The following is a 22,464-nucleotide window of genomic DNA, read 5'->3' on the forward strand; positions in this document are numbered from 1 at the left end:
GTAATCGACATCAACAACAGCGATGCACCTCCTGGGCTTCCGCTTCGCGCCGCGCATCCGCGACCTGGGCGACACCAAGCTCTACATCCCGAAGGGCGACGCCGCCTATGACGCGCTGAAACCCATGATCGGCGGCACGCTCAACATCAAGCACGTCCGCGCCCATTGGGACGAAATCCTGCGGCTGGCCACCTCGATCAAGCAGGGCACGGTGACGGCCTCCCTGATGCTCCGAAAGCTCGGCAGCTACCCACGCCAGAACGGCCTGGCCGTGGCGCTCCGCGAGCTGGGCCGCATCGAGCGCACGCTGTTCATCCTGGACTGGCTGCAAAGCGTGGAACTGCGCCGCCGCGTGCATGCCGGCCTGAACAAGGGCGAGGCGCGCAATGCGCTGGCCAGGGCAGTGTTTTTCAACCGCCTGGGTGAAATCCGCGACCGCAGTTTCGAGCAGCAGCGCTACCGGGCTAGCGGCCTCAATCTGGTAACGGCTGCCGTCGTGTTGTGGAACACGGTCTATCTGGAACGGGCTGCGCACGCGCTGCGTGGCAACGGCCATGCCGTTGATGACGCGCTGTTGCAGTACCTGTCGCCGCTCGGTTGGGAGCACATCAACCTCACCGGCGATTACCTCTGGCGCAGCAGCGCCAAGATCGGCGCGGGCAAGTTCAGGCCGCTACGACCGCTGCAACCGGCTTAGCGTGCTTTATTTTCCGTTTTCTGAGGCGACCCCTTGCAGGACCTGGTGGAACGGCTGGCCGCCCAATTGCAGGAAGAAGCCAGCGCGCAGATCGATGCCGCGCGCGCCGAGCAGGCGGCACAGGAACGCCGGCACGCGGATAGTCTGTCCGCCGCGCACCGCGACGCCGAGCAGTTGGGCGGGCAGGCGCAGCGCATCGAGACGGCCCTGCAGCAGGAGCGAGACGCGCACGGTCGCACACGCGAGACACTGCAGCAAGAGACGATCGCGCGCCACACGGCCGAGCAGCAAGTCGCTGACCTCAAGGAGCGCCTGGCCGAGAACGAAGCCCACCGGCGCTCCCTCGAGGAAAAACACCAGCACGCGCGCGACGCCCTCGATCACTACCGCCAGGCAGTCAAGGACCAGCGCGACCAGGACCAGCGCCGGCACGAGCAGCAACTCCAGCAACTGCAGGCCGAATTACGCCAAGCGCAGCAGACCATCATCGTCAAGCAGGAGGAGGTGACCCATCTGAACCAGGATGGCGCGCGCCTGGTGACCGAACTGTCCCACACGCGACAGGCCCTTCGGGAGGCGCAAGAATTCGGTCGGCGCCAGGCACAAAAGCTCGAGGCGCTGCAGCCGATCGAGCAGCGTAACGGCGTGCTTGCGGCGCAGATTGCTGACAAGGATAGCCACGCCCAGGCGCTGCAGGAGCAGCTGGGGGCTGCGTTGGCCCAAGCTAGCAGCCTGTCGACACAGGTGCGCGATCTAGAGCTGGCCTTGGCGCAGTCACAGGCCAGATACGAGGCGCAGCAAGGGATCGTGGCCGAGTTGCGCACCTATCTCGTCGCCAGCGAGCGGCCGACAGCCGGTCAGGCGCGCTGACTAGCCGAAAAGACTGCAACCTCTTGGGCGCGTTGGGCATAATCATCAGTAGCTACGCCAGCGCAAGCGCTCGAGCGGCCGATGCCCGCATATAAAAGGTTCATCGCCGATTTCCGGGGAAGGCCGATGATCCGATGGCCGAGTTCGGCCATGACGCGTCGTTCGCCTTGGGCATGGGTCTGACATTCGGGTGTCGGCTTCGCATAGTTACCGGCCGCTCGCGTACCGATGATGCACGTCGCATCATCGGCCAAAGTGAACATGAACGTGACTCGACCAAGTCTCAGCCCTGATATGCTTGCCTGCTACTCGTTCCGTCCATGCGATTGCACATGCTCATGGCACAGCGCGGACTTGCGAGAGAGTACTTCGGGTCAAAAACTATGGCGCATCCCGATTACTGTACCGAACTGGTTATTCCCGGGCAATACTGAGCCGTCGTAGCCGTTAGCGCCAAGTGCTGAGCCGCCATTGTTCTTTGTATAGGAGGCCGTGATGTAGGCGTCAGTGCGTTTGGAAAAGCGATAGTCGGCTGAGAGCACAAAGGAGACAGGGTCTTTTGCCGAGGTTCGGTCATTGGTCTTATAGGCTGCACCTGTCAATGCAAAGGTTGGCGCCAGATTCCAGTTCACACCTGCCCAAAGAAGGTCCGTTCGTGGCATCGATGTCACGAGTTGACTTACTAACCGGCGATAACCCACATACACGCTGATGGGATTTATATCGAGCGCCGCCGCTCCCACATAACGGCGCTCCGTCTTACCAGCCGTAGCGGCAGAACTGCCGTTAAGTTGGTCGTAGGCACCGCCGACGCGGAATTTTCCGGCCTGATACGTGAAGCCGGCGCTCATTTCCCGTCCAATTCGGCTGTTTCCTGGAACCTCGGAACCATTGGCCACGCTTGAATCGACACCGAAGCTGTAGAGTGCCGCAACCGTCAACCCGCCGAACGTACCGGCGTATTTCGCGGAGTTATCGGTTCGCCCCGCCAGCCAGGCGTCGTGATTGAACGACGAATACTTTGGAGCGAACAGCATCGGGTCGAATGAGATGATCAGATCGAAGAGCAGGTTGTGATGGCGACCGAGCGTAAGCTGTCCAAATCGGCTGCTGTCTATACCTACATATGCTTTTCGGCCGAAGAGCCGTCCGCCTTGCACGGCCGTGCCCGAATCTAGCGCCATGCCGCCCTCCAGTACGAATACGCCTTTCAGTCCGTTCCCGAGATCCTCCACCCCACGGAGGCCCCAGCGGCTGCCAGCGATGTTCCCCGAGGTCATACGTACCAGCTTATTGGCTTGGCCGACTGCATTGGGAACATGGTTCAGATACTCTACGCCGGCATCTGCCACACCGTAGAGAGTGACGGATGATTGCGCATAGGTGTACGAGCAGGCAGCAGCGGTTGCGGCTGCAATAAGCGTCCGTTTCATAGGGGAACTCTCATTCTGGACTGCCACCCGGATGGGGCGGCGTTTTCAGAGGGATGGCAGGGCTGCCATCCCACATGGACGGACTTTGGCGGAAATCGATCCCGTCCTGATGGGACCGCCGATCTTGCAGTGGGTTAGGCTTTCCTTCGTTGGGAGCGCTTCCGCCCTACGCCGATTTGCATGAGGTCATCGCCGACAATCAATTGGCCGGAGAAGTTGCGTTGAGCGCGCAATAGGTTCTCTTTCGGCGCATGGCCCGGCGCGATATGCGACAATACGAGCGTTTTGGCACCTGCCGCCTCCGCGACTTTACCAACGTCGTCGATTGATGTGTGGGAGCTGAGCAGGTGGTTTTTGAACGCCTCCTCCTTGGCTGTGACGGGCGGCGGAAACAAAGCGTCTACCCATGCGACATCTATCACCTCATGGACAAGGACATCTGCGTCCTTGGCAAGCCGAATCAAATTCTTGCTCGGGCATGTGTCACCGGAAAAGACCACCGACCCATCATCGGTATCAAAGCGGTAAGCGTAAGCCGGCCAGATAGGGAAATGGTTGACGAGCGTGGCGGACACGCGGACGCGATCGTCCTCATGGACGACGAACGGTGCCATTTCGGGTTCGGGGGTTTCATTCGGGCTCTTGAAGCCCGGTATGTGCGGCAGTTTGATGTCGTGCACCTTGATGAGGTCACGCAGGTCCTGCCGGCCGGCATCTCGCAGCCTGTCGTTGATATCGACCGCGAACGCTTGGTAAAGATAATTGGTCATATCGACCGTACCAGGCGTGGGATTTTCAGGATTGACCAGTGCCGGCTCTTTCCGGGGAGGCTGCCCCGGAGGCGTGAAGATCGGCTCCAGTTGGCCGCGCGGTCCCGGTCCATAGACGTGCACCGGCTGCTTCACCCCGGTCAGGCCGTTATACCAGCCAAAGAGGAACAGGTTGAAGTAATCAACCGTATGGTCGGAGTGCAGGTGCGTCAGAAAGATGCCTCGCAGATTTTCCATACCGGACATGCCAGACACCAAGTTATTTTGTCCCAATCCAGCCTGCTTATATCGCTTGCCGACGCCGTCGCCACAGTCGACGACATAGACGGCATCGCCTACGACCAGGGCCGATGAAATGCCTTCTCGGTCACAATTCGGCCACCAAACTGGCCCGCCGGCAGTGCCAAGCAGGACCAACCGCGTATCGAACTGCTGTGCTGCAACTTTCGATGCGGAAACCGCTGCTTCACGCTTGGACACCTCCGCGGCATTTAAGGGCTGCCCGACCAGTAGTGGCAGTCCAGCCGCACCTGCGAGTTTCCATCCAGACTTAAAAAAACCACGGCGGCTCATTCCAAGCTCAAGCGCTTGGCCAATACAATCACACATTGCGTCTCCTCCTGACTGCCACGCCAATCGTTGTTGGGTCGATGCCGTTGGCTGTTCTTACCAATTCGCTTGCCCTTACGCAGCGAGCAATACCCCTTTGACTGACAGAGAACTTATGCGGGATATCCTTTCTGCATTGTTTATGGCTTTGGGGTTGTGCTACACAGTTTCGCGCTTCAGTGCCCGCCACTCACTCGGGGAGTAGGCGAATCTTCGCAACAACCGACGCATGTCGTCAGTTGGCGAGTGACTGGCGCCCTCTCCAGGTCCCTCAGTGCATTGCCTTACGCACACCTTCATCGACGAGTGGACGATCCTCGCTGGCGATATGTAGGGCCGCACTGGGCGGGCGGACATCCCTGCATTCCTTTTGAATGACACCGCCCTTCATGACCAGCGCGATACGATTCGGGTCGGTGAGAATGCTCAGGTCTTCCAGTGGGTTGCCATCGATCAGGACAACGTCGGCGATAAAGCCCTCGCGGAGTTGGCCGAGCTCATTCGGACGCATCATGATCTGCCCGCCAAGTTTGGTGGCCGCCAAGAGCGCCTCCTTAGGCGTCATTCCGATGTAGTCGACAAAGTACTGCAGATCATTTGCATTGGTGCCGTGCGGCAACCATGCAAAGCCGTAGTCGCCGCCAGGAAGGATACGGATGCCGCGCTTGTGCATCTTCGAGAGGGTCTCCGAGGCAATCTCGAGCTCGCGCTTATAACCCATTTTTGCAGCGACCTCCGGCGTGATGCCATATTCAGAGGCGTTGAAGCAAGTCCTGACAAGCCAGCCAATACCGGGCGCCACAAAGTGCTTGTCCTTGTTGGCCTCCAGCATGTCGAGCGCCTCTTCGTCGGCGAAGCTGGCATGGTAGACCAGTTCCAGGCCGTGACGAACACATTGTTTGACTGACTCGCTCGATCGCGCGTGCGCTGCGACCCGCTTGCCGTAACGTTTCGCTTCGGCAGCCAGCATGGCGACTTCCTCTTCCGAGAAAGGCGACAGTTCCGCAGGCAAGCCTGCAATGTATTCGCCGGACAGATTGATCTTGAGATGGTCGACGCCGTACTTGATGAACGTTCGTGCGGAGCGGCGAATTTCTTCGGGGCCGCTGCAGACGCTACCAAAACTCAGCGCTTCGAACGGCAGGTGCGGCAGGGTGTTGTCGCCGAGACCGCCGATGGTGGTGATTTCCTGGCTGCCTGCCAGATAGCGCGGACCAGGGAACTCCCCCGCGTTGACGGCGTTGCGCAGGACGACATCAAGCCGAGGTTTAGCCGCTGCAGCACCAATGGCAGAGGTCCATCCCATGTCGAGGTACCGCTTTGCGACGCGCACACACCAGAGGATGTGCTCCTCGGGGGGCATGAACTGGATGGCCGACAGCGAGGGCTGGTCGTTCCAGGAAAAATGCGTGTGTGCCTCTGTCATGCCGGGCATCAGGAAACGGCCGCGACCGTCGAAAACGCGCGCGTCCGGCGCGTCAATTTCCTGGTCGCCTCGAACGATGGAGGCAATGCGGTCGTTTTGAATCAGCACGGAGCCAGCATAGGGGTCCGAGCCGGTGCCGTCGAAAATGGTGACGTTGTGGAATACTGATTTGGTCATTGTTGTCTCCTCCAAACTGGTTTAGCTTAGATCGCGGTAAAACTCGCGCAGCAAGTTGCTGCACTCCATCGGTTTTTCGAAGGTTGTCCAGTGACCGCAACCGGTCAGGACAAAGACGTTGGCGCCAGCGATGCGTTCGCCCATGGACTGCACTGCAGCGGGCGGCGCAACACCGTCCTGGTCCCCCGTCACCAATAGCGTTGGGACGCTGATCTGTTCAACTCGCGCCGGCTGGGCCGCCGCCAAGGCTTCGCAGCTTTGGGCGTAGCCTTCGGGAGGCTGACGCATCACACTTTCCCTGACCAACGCCAGTACAGCGGGTTGCTGCTCCTTCGTTTCGCGGCTGGTCGCGCCGTTGACGATGGCATCGGCGATTTGCTGCATGCCGCTAATTCCCTCGCGAGCTAGCTGGGCCCTGGCATGAATGGCGGGCCTGCCTTGCTCAGGCGGAGCCAGTAGGGGCCCGAACAAAGCTAGACTCCGAACCCGCTCAGGGAACGTCACTGCGAAGTGCTGGGCAATGATGGTTCCCAAGCTGTGAGCAGCCACGTGAACCTGTTGCGCTGCGAGCGCATCCAGGGTCGTTGCGATCGCAGCGACGTAGCCTGCAATGGAGAGTGACTCGACGGGCAGCGCGGAGCGTGCGCTTCCCGGAAGGTCGATTCGGATTACCTTGAAGCCTTCCATCGCGGGAAGGACCGGAGTCCAGGTGTTCGAAGATCCGCCAAGACCGTGGATGCACAGCAAAGGCTGGCCATCCCCGTAAATCTCGACGGCGAGGCCGTTGATCACTTCGGTCGCCATTACTCCACCTCGTTGACCAGGGTGCCCAGGCCCGTGATCTCAATGCGCATGACATCGCCGGCCTTTACAAACTTCGGCGGGTTGAAGCCAATGCCGACGCCTGCGGGGGTGCCTGTTGCGATGACATCGCCGGGCTGCAGTTCGATGCCGGCAGAGAGAGTCTCAATAAGCGTGGGAATGTCGAAAATGAGCTGGCTGGTGTTGGAGTCCTGGCGCAGTTCGTCGTTGATCCAGCACTTCACTTCAAGATTTTCGACGTCGAGTTCATCTGCCGTGACGAGATACGGGCCCATTGGGCAGAAGCCGTCCAATGACTTGCCAAGGAACCACTGTCGGTGCGTCTTCTGCAGGTCGCGGGCGGTGAAGTCATTCACGATGGTGTAGCCGATGACATGCTTGTACGCCTCTTCCTTGCGGATCGCACGGCCAGCCTTGCCGATGACGACTGCCAGTTCTGCCTCGTAGTCTAGTTGCTTCGTCACGTTCGGGTGGCTCGGTACTTTCTTGCCCGGGCCGATGACCGTCGAGGCGGGCTTTGTAAAGACAACCGGCGCTTCCGGGGCGTGCTCACCCTCCTTGGCGCTGCTGTCGAAGCCGGATTTCGAGAATTCTTTCGCGTGCTCATGGTAGTTCTTGCCGACGCAGAAGATATTGCGGCGCGGCTGGTCGATCGGGGCGAGCACCGTCGCCTGCGAGAGGGGCTTGCCTTCGCCGGTGGGCGTCAAGCGGCCCTTAATTTCCGGGAAAACATGAACCAATTGGACCATGTCCCCGGTGAACCCAGAAACCAGATCCTGGAGCGGCCAATACTGCTGCGACTCAGTGTTTACCAGGGAAACGAGCTTCCCTTGCGCGGTTTGGAGCGTTGCAAATTTCATGTCATCCTCTTCTGAAAGTGCCAAATTGGTCTGAACGTGGACCACAATGTAGTACCGAAAAAGAACCAAAGCAAGATATTTTGCGAAAAACTCCTGACCAATTGGTACTTCATGCTAGAATTTGTGCATTGAAAGTGACTGATAGCCTGGGAACCAAGGGTTAACCGTGAGCGAAATCGAAGTGAGCCAAGTGGTCCGCACCAATGGGGCGAAGGAGCTCGCCCGCTATCTGGTTGAGGAGATCAGCAATGGGACGTTAGCCGTGGGCATCAAGCTGCCGGCCGAGCGAGAACTCAGCGAAAGATTCAATGCTTCGCGTGGCGCCGTTCGACGGGTCCTGGGAGAGCTGAAAAGCCGTGGACTCATCACGCAAGTGGTCGGCAGCGGGACCTTTGTGGCCGCGGTGCCAGAGACAACTCCTGCGGCTGGCAAGGGCATTGGGGCGATCAGTCCTGCTGAGTTGATGCAGGCACGGCTCCTGATCGAACCCATGCTGCCGTCGCTAATAGTCCAGTACGGGACGCCGCAGGACTTCGCCCGCATGGACGAATGTATCGAGCGCTCAGAAGCGGCGAAGACGGTAGAGGAGTTTGAGCACTGGGACGGGGCTCTGCATGAAGCCCTTGCTGTGGCGACGCACAACAACTTCATTCGGCAGATTCTGGAGCTGGCCACGCAAGTTCGCGAGCAAGGCGAATGGGGGCGGCTGAAGCAACGTTCGCTAACCCCTGAACGGCGCACCACCTATGAGGACCAGCATCGGGCCCTGGTGAATGCCCTGAAGGACCGAGACGAGGCTACTGCGCGCCAAGTCATAGAGCAACACTTGCTGCAGATACAACGGAACTTGTTCGGACGCTAACCATCACCTAGCCAATTCACTACAGTGGGATCTTGCTCCTGTGGGGGCAATCGAACTGCGGTTGCAATACCAGAGTCGATGCACTTCTGCAGAGCGGGCACTCACTGCCTTTCAGGCACCGACCATGTGAATGGCAGCAAAGGGGCGTTCTGAGACTCTCACCCCCACCCGCAAATCTGGCGATGAGCCATATAAAAGCCACGTTCTTTATTACTTCTAGGCTTATGTGTCATTTCCGGCTTTATCCCGGCATGACCCCTTCTCCGGCCGCATACGCCGCCGAAGCCGTCAGGCTTCCCAGGCTAACCGCACACACGGCGGCAATGGTGTGCCTGAGCTTCTGGTTCTTCTGGAATTCCATCATCCATTTTCCTTTCGTTTGAAGAGCTTTTTCCCAAAAACGTACGATGTCTCCGCCCCGCTTCGTGAGTGGCGCCAGCGCCGATGGTCACTGGCAGCAGCTCGGCTCCGTTTCCGGCACGGCCTCACCGCTGGTGAAGTCCTTGTAGGCTTTGAATGCCTTGAGCGCCCACATCTCGCCAACGCAGCCGCCCATCGTCGAGGCCACCGCCAGCACTTCGCCCATCTCCATCTCGGTCGCGCCCAGCTTCACCGCCTGCTGAACATAGAATTTAAAGCAGGGCTCGCAGCGTGCAGAAATGGCCCACAGCATCGCCGACAGCGCCTTGACACGAGCCGGTAGCGCGCCGTCCTTGAATATCGCTTCCTGCCGCATCTGTTTGATGTGGCGGGTGGTGTTGCCGGTCAGCTTGCCGAACTCGGCCAACAGGCCCAAGGCGGGATCAATGTCGATTTGGGACATGACTTCACTCCTTTGACTGCACAGCGGATGGATAGCCTGCGTTCGTCGTAGCGTTGGTCAGCGCCTCCGCCTTGGCCTTGTCCGGGTCATCGGTGATGGTCGCGGTCTTTTTGTTGAAATCGACCTTGACCGCGCTAACACCTGAGACCTTCTCCAGCGATTTTTTTACCGTGACCGGACACAGCGAACAGGTCATGTTCTGCACGTCGAGGGTGACGGTCTTGGGGCGGGGCAGCGAGCGCTGCAAGAGGGAAAGCAGCGATGGCCACAATCAACAATTTTCGCATGATGGTTCCTCAGTAGAACAGTGGTGCGAGCCACGGCACGGCCAGCAGACCGAGCACCAGCACGGCAACGATCCAGAAGGTGAGGCGCTGCCGGCTGCGCGTGCGCGGATCGGCGCAAGGCGTTCCAGCTGCGCAGACCTGCGGCATCAGGTAGAGCTTGCGGAAGGCCGCCCCGAAAAACACCACGGTCAGGCCGATGAACAATGGGCGATACGGCTCCATCGCCGTCAAATTGCCTATCCATGTGCCGCTGACACCGAGCGCGAGAAGCACAAGCGGGCCGACGCAGCAGACCGACGCGCCAAGGGCGGCCAATACGCCCGCGATTAGCGAGCCCTTGCCAGTCAGTTGTGCCATCGCAATCTCCTTGAACCTGTTTGCCCGAGTGTGACTCTAAATCCCGTACCTGAGTACGGAGTCAAGAGGAGAGTTTGATGGACGCGGAACTGACCATCGGCAAGCTGGCGGAAGCTGCCGGTGTGAACATCGAAACGATCCGCTACTACCAGCGGCGCGGCCTGTTGGATGAACCACCGAAGCCTTTGGGCGGCCAGCGGCGCTACTCAGCCGAGTTGGCCGGACGTGTGCGTTTCATCAAGCGGGCGCAGGCGCTTGGCTTCACGTTGGACGAGGTAAGCGCACTGCTGGCGTTAGATTCGGCATGCGCATGTAGCAAGACGCGAGAGCTGGCATCCCGCAAGCTGGCCCTGATCAAACAAAAGATGGCGGATTTGGCCACTATGCAGCAAGTGCTGGACGCGTTGATTCAGCAGTGCGATGCCGGAAGCGTCGGGGCCGACTGCCCAATTATCGACGTGCTGGCCAGAGACTGACGGGCAGATGGCTATGATTGGGATGACGGAAGTGGTCGTGACCACGGTCAAGTCCCCAAGGGCAGGATGATTGGCGCGACCGTCGCGGTATGCTTAGCGTCGCCCGTGCAAGACACTAAATTTCCTTCGATACGCCGGCTGAGCGATTTCATCATTCCGTTGCATTGACCGCCTGCAATCGGTCACTGGATTCCGAAAGGCAGGCGTGTCGTAATGGCCGATCCAGACTGTTCCGGGAAGCAACTCATCATCGCGGGCGTCGTCACAGAAGTCTGCGTGGCATTCCCAGCGTTGTCCGCGCTCGCTGGAACCTGCCGGCGGGGGCGTACGCCTCGCAGGCTGCGGAGCATCGGATGCGAATTGCGCTTTGCGTCAGCCTCCGGGTTCGATCGAGGTCTCCTTTCCGGCCCCACCCTGATCTCCTTAGCTTAGTAACGGGCGTCCGATGGCTTTTTGTCCTTTGGCCAGTCTTTGACCTTGGCCGCAAAGTCCGGGCGCGGCATATGAGTGAAGTACTCCGCCACATCCACAGCTTCCTGATCAGTCAACCCACCTTGCCCGAGCGGAAATTTATTGTGGAACGCAATCGGCATGTTGTTCTTCACAAACGCCGCCGCAGTATAGGTCCGGGCCATGCCGGCACCAATATTGAAGGACTGGTCACCCCAAAGCGGCGGATAAACGTAAGCGCCGTGTGCGTTGGTGATGCCCTCGCCGTTGGCGCCGTGGCACAGTGCGCATTGTGCGGTGTAGATCTTCCGGCCATTCTCTACATTGGGCACGATGGTCTTGTCGATCTTGCCCACACCACGTCCGGCCACCTTGTCCGCGGGCTTGGTCTCGCGTTTCATCCAGTCAAAGTAGGCCACCATGGCTTTCATCTCTTCAGAATCCACCGGCAAAGGCTTACCGTGCATGGAGCGCTGGAAACAACCGTTGATACGCTCGGCGAGCGTAATCACCCTCCCGGCACGCGGCGCGTAGCTGGGGAAGAAGGCGGAGATGCCTACATATGGAGAGCCGTCGGCCACCGTGCCTGCATTCAGGTGGCAGCTTGCGCAGTTGAGCTTGTTACCCACATTCTTGGGCAGCAAGTTATGCGTATCGATGTTCAGGCGCGCCCCCAACACTAACTGCTTGGCATTGGGCTCCTTGAGCATGGCGGCCAGACGAGGCGTATCAAACTTGCTGGCATCCAGCTTCTTGATCTCCAGCTCCTTGCGCGTCTTGCTGACGTCGGCCGCCACAACGGGCTGCGCCTTGGCGTTCCCCCAGCTCTTGCGGGTGAAGTTCACAATGTCGGCAATTTCTCCATCGTCCAACCGTGCAAACGACGGCATGGTCAGTACCCGTGCATGGCTGACCGTCTGCGCCGTGGCAGAGCCGGTCAGCATGATGTGCAGCAGCGTGGCTGCACTGCTGTCGCTCAGCACGGGGTTGCCTGCCAGGGGCGGGAACACGTTGGGCACGCCGTCGCCGTTGCTTCGATGGCAATCGGCGCAGAACTGCAGATAGCCCAGTCCACCGCGGCTCGTGAACAAATCTGCCGGCTGGTCCGGAGAGCCCGCTGAACTCTGCGTGGCCAGGCTGGCTGTGCTCGAGCCGGGAGCAACAATCGCCGGAGCAGGCCCTTGCGCCACCTGCATCGGTTTGTCTTTGTCGCTGGAAGGCAAGGACCCGAGGTAGGTACCAACGGCCAGCAAATCGCTGTCCCTCATGTACTGCGTACTGTGCTGTACCACATCCACCATGTTGCCCGAGACGATGCCATGGCGGTTGCGACCGGTCTTGAGCATTTCAGCCACGTCCTGCGGCGTCCAGAGGCTGCGCAGACTGAGGGCACGCCAGCCTTCCACGGTTTCACCCGCCAGAAAGTACTTGCCGCTGGCTCCGGCTTCGGTCATGGTCTTTTCCTGGAAACCAATGCCGCGCGGCGTATGGCAGGCACCGCAATGGCCCATGCCCTGTACGATGTAGGCGCCCCGGTTCCACGCCGGAGACTGCGACGCATCCGGCTGGAAAGGCTTGTCTTCCAGAAACGCCCATTTCCAAAAGGTGAGCCCCCAGCGCTGGTTGAAGGGAAACGACATGCCCAGCGGCTTGTTGGCCAGCTGTACCGGCGCCACGCCCTTCATCAGATAGACATACAGTGCCCGCATGTCCTCCGGCGTGGTCTTGGCGTAGGACGGATACGGCATGGCCGGATAGAGATTGTGGCCATCCGCAGCCACGCCCTTGCGCATCGCCCGGTCAAACTGCTCGAAGGTATAGCGCCCAATGCCTGTGGCGGCGTCCGGCGTGATGTTGGTCGAATACAGCGTACCGAACGGTGTCTTCAGCGGAAGCCCGCCTGCCATCGGCTTGGTCTTATCGCTGGTGTGGCATGCCACGCAATCACCCAGGCGGGCCACATAGCGCCCACGCTCCACTTGTGCGCGGGTGGCCTGGTCCATGCCACTGGCATAGTTCGCCGGCAGGTCGTCAATCACCTGCGGCAACTGAGCATGCGCAGACGGAAGGGATTCAGCCGCCGGAGCGTGCGCTGCAGCCGCAGAAGCAGCAGAGGCCGGCGCGACAATGGACTGCGGCTGTTGCGCCTGCGCCCCCCACTGCAAGGTCGCCAATGCCGCAAATGCGATTGAGGCCGTTGTGATCTGCCAGAGATTCGTGCTTTTACGCATATGTACGCAATTTTTGATTGAAGCTGCCGCAGTGCTGGCGGCTACACAACACACGCTTCCGATGAGCATCAAGGACTAGCGCCCTCGATGCATTGCAATCGGTCCTTGCGTGTGCGCCATTAATGGCATCAATGTAGTGTATGGGCGCAGCGGGTGCCAACCCTTAACTTGTATCAACCTTCGTCCTGCGCAGCCGGCCAGCGAATGCGACGACCCTCAAACCAAGATGGACGACCGCGTCACATTGCGAGGCGGGCGCAGGGCGACCGCAGCACCTTGAAAGCTGCCGTAGAGGTGGTGGCGGATCGAGCGGCCGCCCAGGGTCTCGATTGTGTTGAAAAACTCGGCAGAAGCGGATCCCGCTGGGATTTCGTGGGTACCCGACCCCTCAACCGATCAGCGATCGTTCGATACAGGCCGATCCGAAGGGTCGAGTTTTCGCAGGCCGGGTGCGCTGACGGAGCAGATCAAGTTTTTCAACACAATCGGTCGTTCTGAGCCATCTGGCTTGGGTCGACCAGGCGCCGCCTCACCTGCACAACCGGTCCCCCGCCGGCCCGACCGATCGCTACGGCGCGTCATCAGCGAATGTGGCATCGACAAACGCCCGCAACTGCGTCAGGTCGGTCCTGGCATAGGCCGCCGTGGTCTGCACCGAGGCGTGGCCGAGCAGCGCCTGGGCGGCCGGCAGCGGCACCTGGTGGTCGACCACCAGCGTACGTGCGTAGGCGTGGCGCAGCCAATGTGGGGATGCCGCACGCAGTAGGAGTGCCTGCGCGGGATCGCGTGCCTGCAGGCCGTCGGCCACGGCCGCAAAGATCGCCTTGACCTCCCGGTACAGGCCTGCCGACTGCAGCGCTTCGCCCTTGTGGCCGTGGATCACGGGCAGCGCCTCGTGCGCCGGCGGCTCGGGCGGCAGGCCGCGGGCGTGGCGGTAGGCGCGCAGCACCGCCACGCACGGCACCGGCAGCGGGATGGCCCGCACCTTGCGTCCCTTGCCGCAGACATAGAGTGTCCAGTGCCCGGGCACCTCGGCCTCCAGGCGGGGCAGCGCGGCCTCGTCCGACCAGACCAGTTCCGCCAGGCGCGCGCCGGCATAACGATACAGCGCCCAGATCGCACGCCGCCGCAGCGCCGGCAACGAAGCGTCGACCGCGGACGCATCGAGCCAGGCATCGCACGCGTCCAGCAGCGCCGGCGGAATGAGCCGCGTCGGCGCGAAGCCGGCCCGTGCGCGGCTGCCGGCAGACAAGCCCGCGGCCGGGTTGGCTTGCAGGTAGCCGGTGTCGTACCAGTAGCCGTAGAGGCTTGCTACCACCGCCAGTGCGCGCGTGCAGGTCGCTTCTGAAAGCTGTGGCGAGGCGTTCTCTGTGCCGGGCTCGCCGTGCTGCAACGTGTGCCGGTAGGCGAGCAACTGCTGGCGCGTGAGGTCCGACAGCGGCCCAACCTCGTGCACGCCGCACCAGCGCATCAGGCGGCGCAGTTCGGCGCCATAGGCACGCAGCGTGTGGGGCGAGCGCCCCGTCCGGTCGCGCAGGAAGAGTGCCAGCGCCTGCGCGTCGTTGGCGACGCCCAGCGTGTTGGTGGCAGCGTGCAGCTGCGCGAAGCGGCCGGCGCGCGCGAGCCAAGTGTGTTCGGCATGACTGTATGCGGCCAGCCATGGCGCTGCTACCAACCCGGCTGCCTCGGAGGCAGCCGGCACCGCTGCTGCGTTCCCCGAGGAGGCGGCCAGTCGGAAACGGCGCCGGTGCGTGTGCAGCAGCCGCGCGAGGACCATCGCCGGGCCGGGCGCCTGGTCTGCCGGCACCGTGCGCAGGCGTCCACGCTCCCAGTATTCGACGGCGCCGTCATGGGCCAGCAGCAGCTTGAGTACCGTCGGCTGCGCGGCCTTGGCGTCCGAGAGCGATCCATAGCGGCGCTTGACGCGCGCCAGCGTCCAGTGCGCGTAGACGGGGTGCCCGAGCGCCTCGGACAGGTAGGCGAGCGCCGCGTCGACCGTAGCGGGCAGCGGGCGCGGGGGCACCGCGCCCGTATCGATCCAGTCGGTCGGGTTCATGACTTAACGGTCCGCTTGCCGGCCGGCTTATCGGTCGACCTGGGCACGCGCGTCTTGGATGGTGGCGGTGCGACGGCCAGCGTCGCACGCATCAGTTCGTCGAGCTGGGCGCGCTGGCTGGCGGTGACGGCCTTGAGCGCGCTGGCCTCGCCAGCGGCGGTCTGGCGCGCAGCGCGTTCGCTGGCCAGCTCCGCGTCAAGTCGTCCGCGCTCCTCTTCGAGCGCCGCGATGCGCCGTTCGGCGAATTTGAGTTGTGAGGCCAGCTGCGCGCGCTCGGCGCGCACCGCGTCGCGCTGGTGCGCGGTTTCCTGCAGGAGCTGCTTCGACAGCGCTTCGTAGCGCGCCTGGACGGTGGCGATCGCCTCGGCGTGCGCGCGCTCGTCCGTCATGACGCGTTCCTGCACGGTCGCCAGCGCCGTCTCGAGTTCGCCACGACGTGCCGCCTGCGCGTCGGCGCGTGCGCTCGCTGCCGCCAAGGCAGCGCTGGCTTCGGCCAGCGCCGTATCGCGCGCGGCCAACTGCGCGCGGACCTCACTGAGCTCCTCGCGCAGCAGTTCGACCCGCAGCTCGGCCTCGGCGCGGGCGGCCTGCGCGGCCTCCGCAGTCTGCTGCGCCTCGCGCCGCAGGCGCACCACATCGTCCAACTGCACCGCGACGGCGGCCTGCCAGAGCGCGCGCATCGCTTCGGCGATCTCGGCGGGAAGCTCGGGCAGGGCGAGGTCGGCCAGGCCCGCGCGCACGACTTCGGCCTCGATGGCATTGAGCGTGCGCGACAGGGTCGCCGGGTCCCCACCGCCGAGGCGGTCGCGCAGCTTGCGCACCGACACCACGCGGCGAAAGCGTGCGGCGGTGGGCGGCGCCGCGTCGCCGGCCTCGGTCAGCATGGCCAGCACGGTGGCGCGGATCTGGTCGGGGGTGGCGGCAAGGCGGGGCATGGCGGCGTGTAAGAGCAAATTCAACCCGGCATCTTACGCACGCTCCTAACGTTAGGACAGCTATTTTTTATAGTTTTTGATCAAGCTATCACAGATAAATCTAGTTATCTTGCGGAAACAATGGCTTCCAGCCACAGGGCGCGCTTGGCCGCGCGGCGGGGGCGGTCAACGTTCCAAAACCAAGGGGAAAAGGACCAGTCAGCAAGTGACTGATTTGACTAGGGTTTTAGGGTGGGCATCACCCTGGAACCCGCATGGCTGCTACGGGTGGCTACCCCGGTAAATTGCGGCGAAATCAAGGGGACCCCTGATCCAGACATTCGTCTATTCGCTGGCCTGGCCGCATATCCAGTGGGCGGCGATGCTGGTGGTGCGGCTGCGCCCGGGTGCGGGTAACTAGTCGCTGGACGAACTGTAGGGGGCGAGCACTAACCGTCTCGCGCGGCGGCTTGCGAACCATAGGTCGGCCCGCGGCCGGAAAAATGCTTGACCTTCCCTGCCGTGGGAACGTCCATATTAACCATGGGGGACAGAAGCCCCTGCGGCGTGGCAGGACCAAGTCGGCAGAGAGCATCGGATTTTCCGCCGGAGGTTAGTCAAATGGGCGTTCCGGGGCGCACGTTGTATGAAGAGGTCTTTGCGGTGTTCGAAAGGGCATGCCAGGAAAGCGATTTCGAGCTGGCCGAGGACCTCCTGCTCGCCCTAGAAGCGATGGATCGCCGGCAGGAAGCTCATCGGCAACTCGACCGCGCCTACCTGCTGCTAGCCGATCTCTGAGAACGGGAGTCCCCCGACTTTGGTTTCTACCTGCTTGCCATCGGCTGGCCAATGCCCCTGGGGACAGCAGTGGTCCTCTTCCATGCCTTAGCGTGCAATATTTTCCGTTTTCTGAAGTGACCCCTTCTTTACGGAGTCCCGCGTATACCAGTCGTTCTTCTCGACAACCGGCTCTTTGCGATAGTGCCGCATGACCCGAAGAAAGCACTCGAGAGGCTGTTCTTCTTTCGTAACCATCGGGCCTAACGTCGTCGGAGACAATTGCACGTTCCGGCTAATTCGAGAAACATCGTCTATTTTGCAGAAAGCGGCCGCTAACCGATCGAGCGGGGGAGTATCCGAAGGTCTTGCGAGCCACGAGGCAATCTCTTCCATGTGCGTCGGGCTGTAAGGAAATTTATGTCGATCGGACAGCGCGCCCATTTTGGCGTGCAGAGCCGGGTTCGTGCCCTCGTGAAGGTGCGCAAAGAGGCTGTAATCCAGGTAAATTCTCATGCAATGGAGTTTGCGTACTGTTAGGCGGGCACATACGTTTGGGAAATGCTGGCCGAAACCTGAAGTCGGCGCATTCGCGCTGCACGTGGCTTGGGAGGAGTGGGAGTCTTACTTCTTCGACATTTGAAGGATTCTGAGCACGATGAGTGCGAAGGCAGTCGCGACGATGGCCGTCACCGCATGGCCCATGCCGGCGGCCACGCCGATCGCGGCAGCAATCCAGATGCTCGCGGCAGTTGTGAGCCCCCTGACATGTGTCTCATTGTCCGGCTTTAGGATCGCCCCTGCACAAAGGAATCCGATGCCTGACGTGAGACCCTGAAGCACGCGGCTCATGTCGGCAAGCTGCACGCCCGCCTGGAGGGGAACCACGACAAAAACGCATGCCCCCAGTGCGACGAGCATGTGAGTGCGCACGCCTGCGGATTTTCCCGAGCTCTCCCGCTCGTACCCCAGCAAGCCCCCCAAAACGATAGAGACGGTCATTCGAACGACGGCGCGTACCGCCTCGGCAGCATTAGCGAGATCGGAGAATTCCGAGCCCAATGTGCGGATGATGTCGTTCATTGCGGGGCGTCTCTGGGTGTGTGCTGAAAATGGCCAAGACAGTCTATGTCCCAGAAGATGACTGTCAGATTGCCGAGCTATGACACAACCAGATTCGCTGGCCTGGGGGGCAAGATTAACAACGTATTACATTTCGGCAATAAAGCCTGACAACGGAAGGGCAACCTTAGAATGCCGGCCATTAGTGCTCGTTTTCGCGCCAGTGTGTCCACTCGAAGTGCGCGACATTCTCCTCCAGCCCCCGAACCGCATGACCGATTCTTCTATCTCCCCGTCCCACCCCGCTGGTCTCTCGAGGGCGCTGGACAATTTCCTGACACGCCACCGCATTGGCGTTTGGCGGGTTGTCGTAACGTTTGTCCTGGCAAGCCTGCTCTTTGGCCATTCCCGGTGGGACGGTACCTGGGTGTCGCCGCTGCTGCTGACGCTGGGGATGTTGGGGGTGAGCCTGGCCACGGTCGGGCGGCTCTGGTGCGCGTTGTACATTTCCGGGCGCAAGAACAATACCTTGGTGACCTCGGGCCCTTATTCACTGTGTCGCCATCCGCTCTATGTCTGCAACTTGCTAGGCATTCTCGGACTAGGGGCGATGACCGAGTCGCTGGCGGTTACCGCAGTCCTGGCGCTCGCATTTGCGCTCATGTACCCGGCAGTGATTCGGACTGAAGACCGCTTTCTGGCTTCCGCCTTCCCGGAATTCGCCGAATACGCACGCCGTACACCAGCGTTCTTTCCCCGTCTGTCGCTGTATAGGGGGGAGTCGACATGGACGGTCCATGTGTCTTCCTTTCAACGCAATATTGCGGACTCGGTCTGGTTTCTCGGCCTGTCGGTGGTCGTGGAGTCGTTTGATCTGTTCCATGACGCCGGCGTCCTCCGGGCGGTCGTGACGCTTGCCTGATGCGGGCAACTCCGCATACACGTACAGCCATGCACTACGCTCACGTCTCCGATTCTGTTGTCGAGAGCATGCTCGTGATGCTGGTCGGCCTGATCGTCCTGTATGTGGGGTTCGCTGTCTATTTGCGGTGGAAGCATGGGCCCGCCCCCAAGCGTAAGACTGATGAGGGGCGAAAGCGGCACCCCAAAACGAGCAGGCGAAAGCGATAATCGTAATCTGCTCTTAATGCTGGTGATCGAGGATTCATGTAAACTTCGGCGACGGCCCAGCCGTTAGTACTTCAACCCCAAGCCCCCCGCACAGTCTCCCAAGGAATGCGACGTTTCGTTCTGATCTTCGTGCTGCTCATTTTGCCGTTCCAGTTTTCCTGGGCGGCAGCGGCACGCTATTGTCAGCACGAGAAAGCCACGGCCACTTGGCACCTTGGGCACCACGAGCATCGTCATCAGCAGCCGGAAGGTAAAACGGATGCCGAGAAAAAGCCATTCGTGGATACAGACTGCGGGGTATGCCATCTGGTCTCCCTCCCGTTCGTCTATGGACAGACGCAGGACGTGTTGATAGCGAATCGGGTAGAAGTGACCGATACTCAACATTCGTCCGAGTTCTCGTCTCTGAATGCCAGGGCTCCCGACCGTCCTCAGTGGCAGCGTCTCGCTTGATCGGCGAGACGACGACTCTTTTTCTCCTTTCGTCTCTCGCCGAATTCTCCTGGTCACATACCTTGGTGCAATTCGATGCGAAGACTATTTCTGCCGCTCGGGCTGGCGGTAGCATTTCTCAGCCCAAACTTTGCCGTAGCGCAATCTGACACCGGCACGTCCATGGTGCCCGTCTTCCCAAGGGAAGCGGCGGGACCGTTGACCCTCGAGGCCGCGTTGTCGCTGGCGGCAGGAAGCAATTTCAACCTGTCCGCCGCCGCCAAGGAACTCGATTCCACAGAAGGTGGGATCATGCAGGCCCGGGTTATTCCGAACCCGGAACTCAAGACGCTGGTCGAGGACACGCGGAAATCCACCCGTACATCCACCGCCCAGATGAATATCCCCATCGAACTGGGCGGCAAGCGCTCGGCTCGTATCAATGCCGCGGAAAGGACGCGCGAACTGGCGCAGGCAACGCTGGCTGGCGTTCGCGGTGACATTCGGGCGCAGGTAATCGAGAGCTTTTTTTCCGTCTTGATCGCACAGGAACGCGTCAAGCTGGCAACTGGCTCCGCGGATATCGCTGCGAGGGGCGCGCAAGCCGCTTCACGCCGCGTCGCGGCCGGCAAGATCTCCCCGGTTGACGAAACTAAGGCACGTGTCGAACAGGCCAACGCCGAACTTGAATTGGCCGAAGCAACGGCGAGCCTGCAGTCCGCCCGTCAGGCGTTGACGGCGTTGTGGGGCAATGCATCGCCGCAGTTTGCCGAAGCACAGGGCAATCTGGACGCGCTGCCATCCAGGCCGGCGCCTGAACTCCTTCAGAAGGAGCTGGAAAACTCACCGCTGGTGGCCGCAAGCCGCGCTGAACTTGACCGCCGCCAGGCATTGGTGGGCGTTGAGCGCAGCCGCCAGTATCCGGATCTGACAGTCAGTCTGGGTGCCAAGCGAGATACAGAAGCCAACCGCAACATGGCGGTGATCGGTGTGGCGATCCCGTTGCCGATTTTTGACCGGAATCAGGGCAACTTGTATTCGGCCATTCGCCAGGCGGACAAGGCCCAGGATGAATATCTGGCCAATCGCATCAGCCTGACCCGAAATCTCCTGATGGCATCGAACCAGCTGTCGGTATCGCGCGCCTCGGCACAAACGCTGAAGCAGACCGTCTTGCCAGGCGCCGAGCAAGCCTTCAACGCGGCGACCATTGGCTTCGAGGCCGGCAAGTTCAATTATCTGGACGTCCTGGATGCCCAGCGCACGCTGTTCCAGGCACGCATCCGCTATCTCGGCGTGCTTGGACAAACCTATCAGGCGGCGACCACGATCGATCGCATTCTGGGACGTTAAGACGGGATTCATAAAACATGGCTATTTCGAACAAACAAAAGGCTGCCATTGCGGCCATCGTACTGGTGGGCGGCGTCGCGACTGGTGGCGTTCTGCTGAGCGGGCGCTCTGCGCCGGAAGAGCAGGGTGGGCACTCGGAATCCAAGGGGCATGGCGACACCGAGCACCATGGCAAGCAGGCGGCGGAAGCCGACCACAAGGATGACAAGTCACACGGCGACGGCGAGCATCACGAGGTCAAGAAGGGCCCCAATGGTGGCGCGCTCTTTTCGCGTGATGGCTATGACGTCGAAATTGGCACGGCCGAATCCAAGGGCGAGGCCCGTATTCGGCTCTGGGTTAGCAAGTCTGGGAAGGCGGTGGCAAATGGCGTGGCAGCGACAGGCCAGCTCGTGCGGGCTACGGGCGAGTCTCAAGCGCTCAAGTTCGTGGTGTCTGGCGACGCGCTGGAAAGCCAACAGCCAGTTGCCGAGCCCCATGTCTTTGACGTGACCGCAAATGTGACCTTGCCCGGTTCGTCTTCGCCACTCGCCGTGCGGCTCTCGAAAGAGGAAGGCAAGATTGAGTTGACAGCGGACCAGCTGGCCAAGACAGGGGTAGTGGTTCAAACCGCGGGCTCGGCAAAGGTCCAGGCTGGCGTCCAGTTCCCCGGCGAAATCCGTTTCAACGAAGACAAGACAGCCCACGTGGTGCCGCGACTGGCTGGCGTCGTAGAGAGCGTTCCGGCCAATATTGGGCAACAGGTTAAGAAGGGACAGGTTCTCGCGGTCATCGCGAGCACCGGACTTTCTGACCAGCGCAGCGAACTGCTCGCAGCACAGAAACGTCTGGATCTGGCGCGTGTCACTTATGACCGCGAGAAGAAGCTCTGGGAACAGAAGATCTCTGCGGAGCAAGATTATCTGAGCGCCCGCAACGCGCTGCAGGAAGCGCAGATCAGTGTCCAGAACGCGCAGCAGAAGCTGACCGCCATTGGCGCCAGCAACAGCTCGACGGCACTCAATCGCTACGAGCTGCGCGCACCGTTCGACGGCATGATCGTTGAAAAGCATATCTCGCTTGGGGAAGCGGTGGCGGACAACGCCAACGTGTTCACGCTGTCGGATCTGTCGTCCGTCTGGGCCGAGTTCGTGGTGTCTGCCAAGGATGTCGAGCGGGTGCGCATCGGCGAAAAGGCGTCGATCAATTCGGCATCGTCCGATGTGAAGGCAGATGGCACCGTTTCATACGTGGGTTCGCTGCTGGGCGAGCAGACGCGGACGGCGAAGGCCCGCGTAACATTGACCAATCCACAGATGGCTTGGCGACCGGGTCTCTTCGTCACGGTCGACGTATTCGGTGCTGATGTCGAGGTGCCCGTTGCGGTGAAGACCGAGGCCGTCCAGGACGTCAATGGCGAGAGCGTAGTCTTTGTCGCGGTTCAAGGTGGATTCGTGCCGCAGCCGGTGAAGGTCGGCCGGACAAACGGCAAGGTCATCGAGATTGTCGAGGGCCTGAAGCCGGGCGCACGTTACGCCGCCGCCAACAGTTTTGTTCTGAAGGCCGAACTTGGCAAATCCAGCGCCGAACACGGCCATTGATACGGGGGA

General features: G+C 61.2%; 22 protein-coding genes and 3 pseudogenes. 10 read left to right on the forward strand and 15 right to left on the reverse strand.

Annotated features, from left to right (window positions below):
• Positions 1 to 22: 22 nt before the first annotated feature.
• Together RMET_RS29985 and RMET_RS29990 are read left to right on the forward strand one after the other, a co-directional pair.
• Positions 23 to 697 (forward strand): annotated as a pseudogene (locus RMET_RS29985) (Tn3 family transposase); the annotation flags it as partial.
• 33 nt (positions 698 to 730) lie between these two features.
• On the forward strand, positions 731 to 1,567 hold the full coding sequence (locus RMET_RS29990; RefSeq protein WP_011229329.1) for a coiled-coil domain-containing protein: 837 nt from the start codon (positions 731 to 733) through the stop codon (positions 1,565 to 1,567).
• Here the strand turns inward: RMET_RS29990 and RMET_RS29995 are convergent.
• The 6 genes from RMET_RS29995 to RMET_RS30020 form a co-directional block, all read right to left on the reverse strand.
• Positions 1,555 to 1,830: a hypothetical protein gene (locus RMET_RS29995; RefSeq protein WP_041240742.1), complete on the reverse strand. Its 276-nt coding sequence runs from the start codon at positions 1,828 to 1,830 to the stop codon at positions 1,555 to 1,557. The two genes, RMET_RS29990 and RMET_RS29995, sit on opposite strands and share 13 nt — an antisense overlap.
• A 111-nt stretch (positions 1,831 to 1,941) precedes the next feature.
• Complete coding sequence (locus RMET_RS30000) at positions 1,942 to 3,000, reverse strand: porin (RefSeq protein WP_011514812.1); 1,059 nt, start codon at positions 2,998 to 3,000, stop codon at positions 1,942 to 1,944.
• Between the two features lie 134 nt (positions 3,001 to 3,134).
• Positions 3,135 to 4,379 (reverse strand): MBL fold metallo-hydrolase, encoded by a 1,245-nt coding sequence (locus RMET_RS30005; RefSeq protein WP_011514813.1) that lies wholly within the window; start codon positions 4,377 to 4,379, stop codon positions 3,135 to 3,137.
• 271 nt (positions 4,380 to 4,650) lie between these two features.
• On the reverse strand, positions 4,651 to 5,982 hold the full coding sequence (locus RMET_RS30010; RefSeq protein WP_011229331.1) for a metal-dependent hydrolase family protein: 1,332 nt from the start codon (positions 5,980 to 5,982) through the stop codon (positions 4,651 to 4,653).
• Between the two features lie 21 nt (positions 5,983 to 6,003).
• Complete coding sequence (locus RMET_RS30015) at positions 6,004 to 6,786, reverse strand: alpha/beta fold hydrolase (RefSeq protein WP_011514814.1); 783 nt, start codon at positions 6,784 to 6,786, stop codon at positions 6,004 to 6,006.
• Positions 6,786 to 7,664: a fumarylacetoacetate hydrolase family protein gene (locus RMET_RS30020; protein WP_011514815.1), complete on the reverse strand. Its 879-nt coding sequence runs from the start codon at positions 7,662 to 7,664 to the stop codon at positions 6,786 to 6,788. Before RMET_RS30020 ends, RMET_RS30015 begins: the two co-directional genes overlap by 1 nt.
• Positions 7,665 to 7,830: 166 nt before the next feature.
• Between RMET_RS30020 and RMET_RS30025 the strand changes: the two genes are divergently transcribed.
• Positions 7,831 to 8,526, forward strand: coding sequence for a FadR/GntR family transcriptional regulator (locus RMET_RS30025; protein WP_011229334.1), 696 nt, complete (start codon positions 7,831 to 7,833; stop codon positions 8,524 to 8,526).
• 241 nt (positions 8,527 to 8,767) lie between these two features.
• Here RMET_RS30025 and RMET_RS34425 read toward each other — a convergent pair whose 3' ends face one another.
• The 4 genes and pseudogenes from RMET_RS34425 to RMET_RS30040 all read right to left on the reverse strand — a co-directional run bounded on the left by RMET_RS34425 (position 8,768) and on the right by RMET_RS30040 (position 9,993).
• Positions 8,768 to 8,890 carry a hypothetical protein gene (locus RMET_RS34425; RefSeq protein ID WP_265575491.1) on the reverse strand — a complete coding sequence of 41 codons (123 nt, stop codon included), beginning with the start codon at positions 8,888 to 8,890 and terminating at the stop codon, positions 8,768 to 8,770.
• 84 nt (positions 8,891 to 8,974) lie between these two features.
• On the reverse strand, positions 8,975 to 9,349 hold the full coding sequence (locus RMET_RS30030; protein ID WP_011229335.1) for a carboxymuconolactone decarboxylase family protein: 375 nt from the start codon (positions 9,347 to 9,349) through the stop codon (positions 8,975 to 8,977).
• 4 nt (positions 9,350 to 9,353) lie between these two features.
• A pseudogene (gene merP, locus RMET_RS30035) lies at positions 9,354 to 9,636 on the reverse strand (mercury resistance system periplasmic binding protein MerP).
• 9 nt (positions 9,637 to 9,645) lie between these two features.
• Positions 9,646 to 9,993, reverse strand: coding sequence for a mercuric transporter MerT family protein (locus RMET_RS30040; protein WP_011229337.1), 348 nt, complete (start codon positions 9,991 to 9,993; stop codon positions 9,646 to 9,648).
• Positions 9,994 to 10,070: 77 nt separating this feature from the next.
• On the opposite strand from RMET_RS30040, the gene merR reads away from it, so the two are divergent.
• Complete coding sequence (gene merR, locus RMET_RS30045; RefSeq protein ID WP_011229338.1) at positions 10,071 to 10,469, forward strand: Hg(II)-responsive transcriptional regulator; 399 nt, start codon at positions 10,071 to 10,073, stop codon at positions 10,467 to 10,469.
• 237 nt (positions 10,470 to 10,706) lie between these two features.
• Positions 10,707 to 10,775, forward strand: a pseudogene (locus RMET_RS33835) (hydrolase); the annotation flags it as partial.
• A 122-nt stretch (positions 10,776 to 10,897) separates the two neighbouring features.
• Here the strand turns inward: RMET_RS33835 and RMET_RS30050 are convergent.
• The 3 genes from RMET_RS30050 to RMET_RS30060 form a co-directional block, all read right to left on the reverse strand.
• The gene (locus RMET_RS30050; protein WP_155877860.1) at positions 10,898 to 13,150 is read right to left on the reverse strand and encodes a c-type cytochrome; all 2,253 of its coding nucleotides are present in this window, start codon (positions 13,148 to 13,150) and stop codon (positions 10,898 to 10,900) included.
• Between the two features lie 568 nt (positions 13,151 to 13,718).
• A complete protein-coding gene (locus RMET_RS30055; protein ID WP_011229340.1) occupies positions 13,719 to 15,206 on the reverse strand; it encodes a tyrosine-type recombinase/integrase in 1,488 nt (495 codons plus the stop codon).
• Positions 15,203 to 16,141: a DNA-binding protein gene (locus tag RMET_RS30060; protein ID WP_011514817.1), complete on the reverse strand. Its 939-nt coding sequence runs from the start codon at positions 16,139 to 16,141 to the stop codon at positions 15,203 to 15,205. Before RMET_RS30060 ends, RMET_RS30055 begins: the two co-directional genes overlap by 4 nt.
• 600 nt (positions 16,142 to 16,741) lie before the next feature.
• Here RMET_RS30060 and RMET_RS34050 point away from each other — a divergent pair.
• Complete coding sequence (locus tag RMET_RS34050) at positions 16,742 to 16,918, forward strand: hypothetical protein (protein ID WP_004635326.1); 177 nt, start codon at positions 16,742 to 16,744, stop codon at positions 16,916 to 16,918.
• 87 nt (positions 16,919 to 17,005) lie between these two features.
• On the opposite strand, the gene RMET_RS30065 is transcribed toward RMET_RS34050, so the two are convergent.
• On the reverse strand, positions 17,006 to 17,413 hold the full coding sequence (locus RMET_RS30065; RefSeq protein ID WP_011229342.1) for a hypothetical protein: 408 nt from the start codon (positions 17,411 to 17,413) through the stop codon (positions 17,006 to 17,008).
• A 108-nt stretch (positions 17,414 to 17,521) separates the two neighbouring features.
• Positions 17,522 to 17,980: an MgtC/SapB family protein gene (locus RMET_RS30070; protein WP_011229343.1), complete on the reverse strand. Its 459-nt coding sequence runs from the start codon at positions 17,978 to 17,980 to the stop codon at positions 17,522 to 17,524.
• Positions 17,981 to 18,230: 250 nt separating this feature from the next.
• On the opposite strand from RMET_RS30070, the gene czcN reads away from it, so the two are divergent.
• The 4 genes from czcN to czcB all read left to right on the forward strand — a co-directional run bounded on the left by czcN (position 18,231) and on the right by czcB (position 22,455).
• Positions 18,231 to 18,881: a heavy metal efflux RND transporter CzcN gene (gene czcN, locus RMET_RS30075; protein WP_011229344.1), complete on the forward strand. Its 651-nt coding sequence runs from the start codon at positions 18,231 to 18,233 to the stop codon at positions 18,879 to 18,881.
• 314 nt (positions 18,882 to 19,195) lie between these two features.
• The gene (gene czcI / locus RMET_RS33840) at positions 19,196 to 19,543 is read left to right on the forward strand and encodes a CDF family cobalt-zinc-cadmium transporter CzcI (protein ID WP_011229345.1); all 348 of its coding nucleotides are present in this window, start codon (positions 19,196 to 19,198) and stop codon (positions 19,541 to 19,543) included.
• A 75-nt stretch (positions 19,544 to 19,618) separates the two neighbouring features.
• Complete coding sequence (gene czcC, locus RMET_RS30090; RefSeq protein WP_011514819.1) at positions 19,619 to 20,875, forward strand: heavy metal efflux RND transporter CzcC; 1,257 nt, start codon at positions 19,619 to 19,621, stop codon at positions 20,873 to 20,875.
• 17 nt (positions 20,876 to 20,892) lie between these two features.
• Positions 20,893 to 22,455, forward strand: coding sequence for a heavy metal efflux RND transporter CzcB (gene czcB, locus RMET_RS30095; protein WP_004635340.1), 1,563 nt, complete (start codon positions 20,893 to 20,895; stop codon positions 22,453 to 22,455).
• The last annotated feature ends 9 nt before the right edge of the window (positions 22,456 to 22,464 follow it).

This window comes from Cupriavidus metallidurans CH34 (genome assembly GCF_000196015.1).
Taxonomy (GTDB): domain Bacteria; phylum Pseudomonadota; class Gammaproteobacteria; order Burkholderiales; family Burkholderiaceae; genus Cupriavidus; species Cupriavidus metallidurans.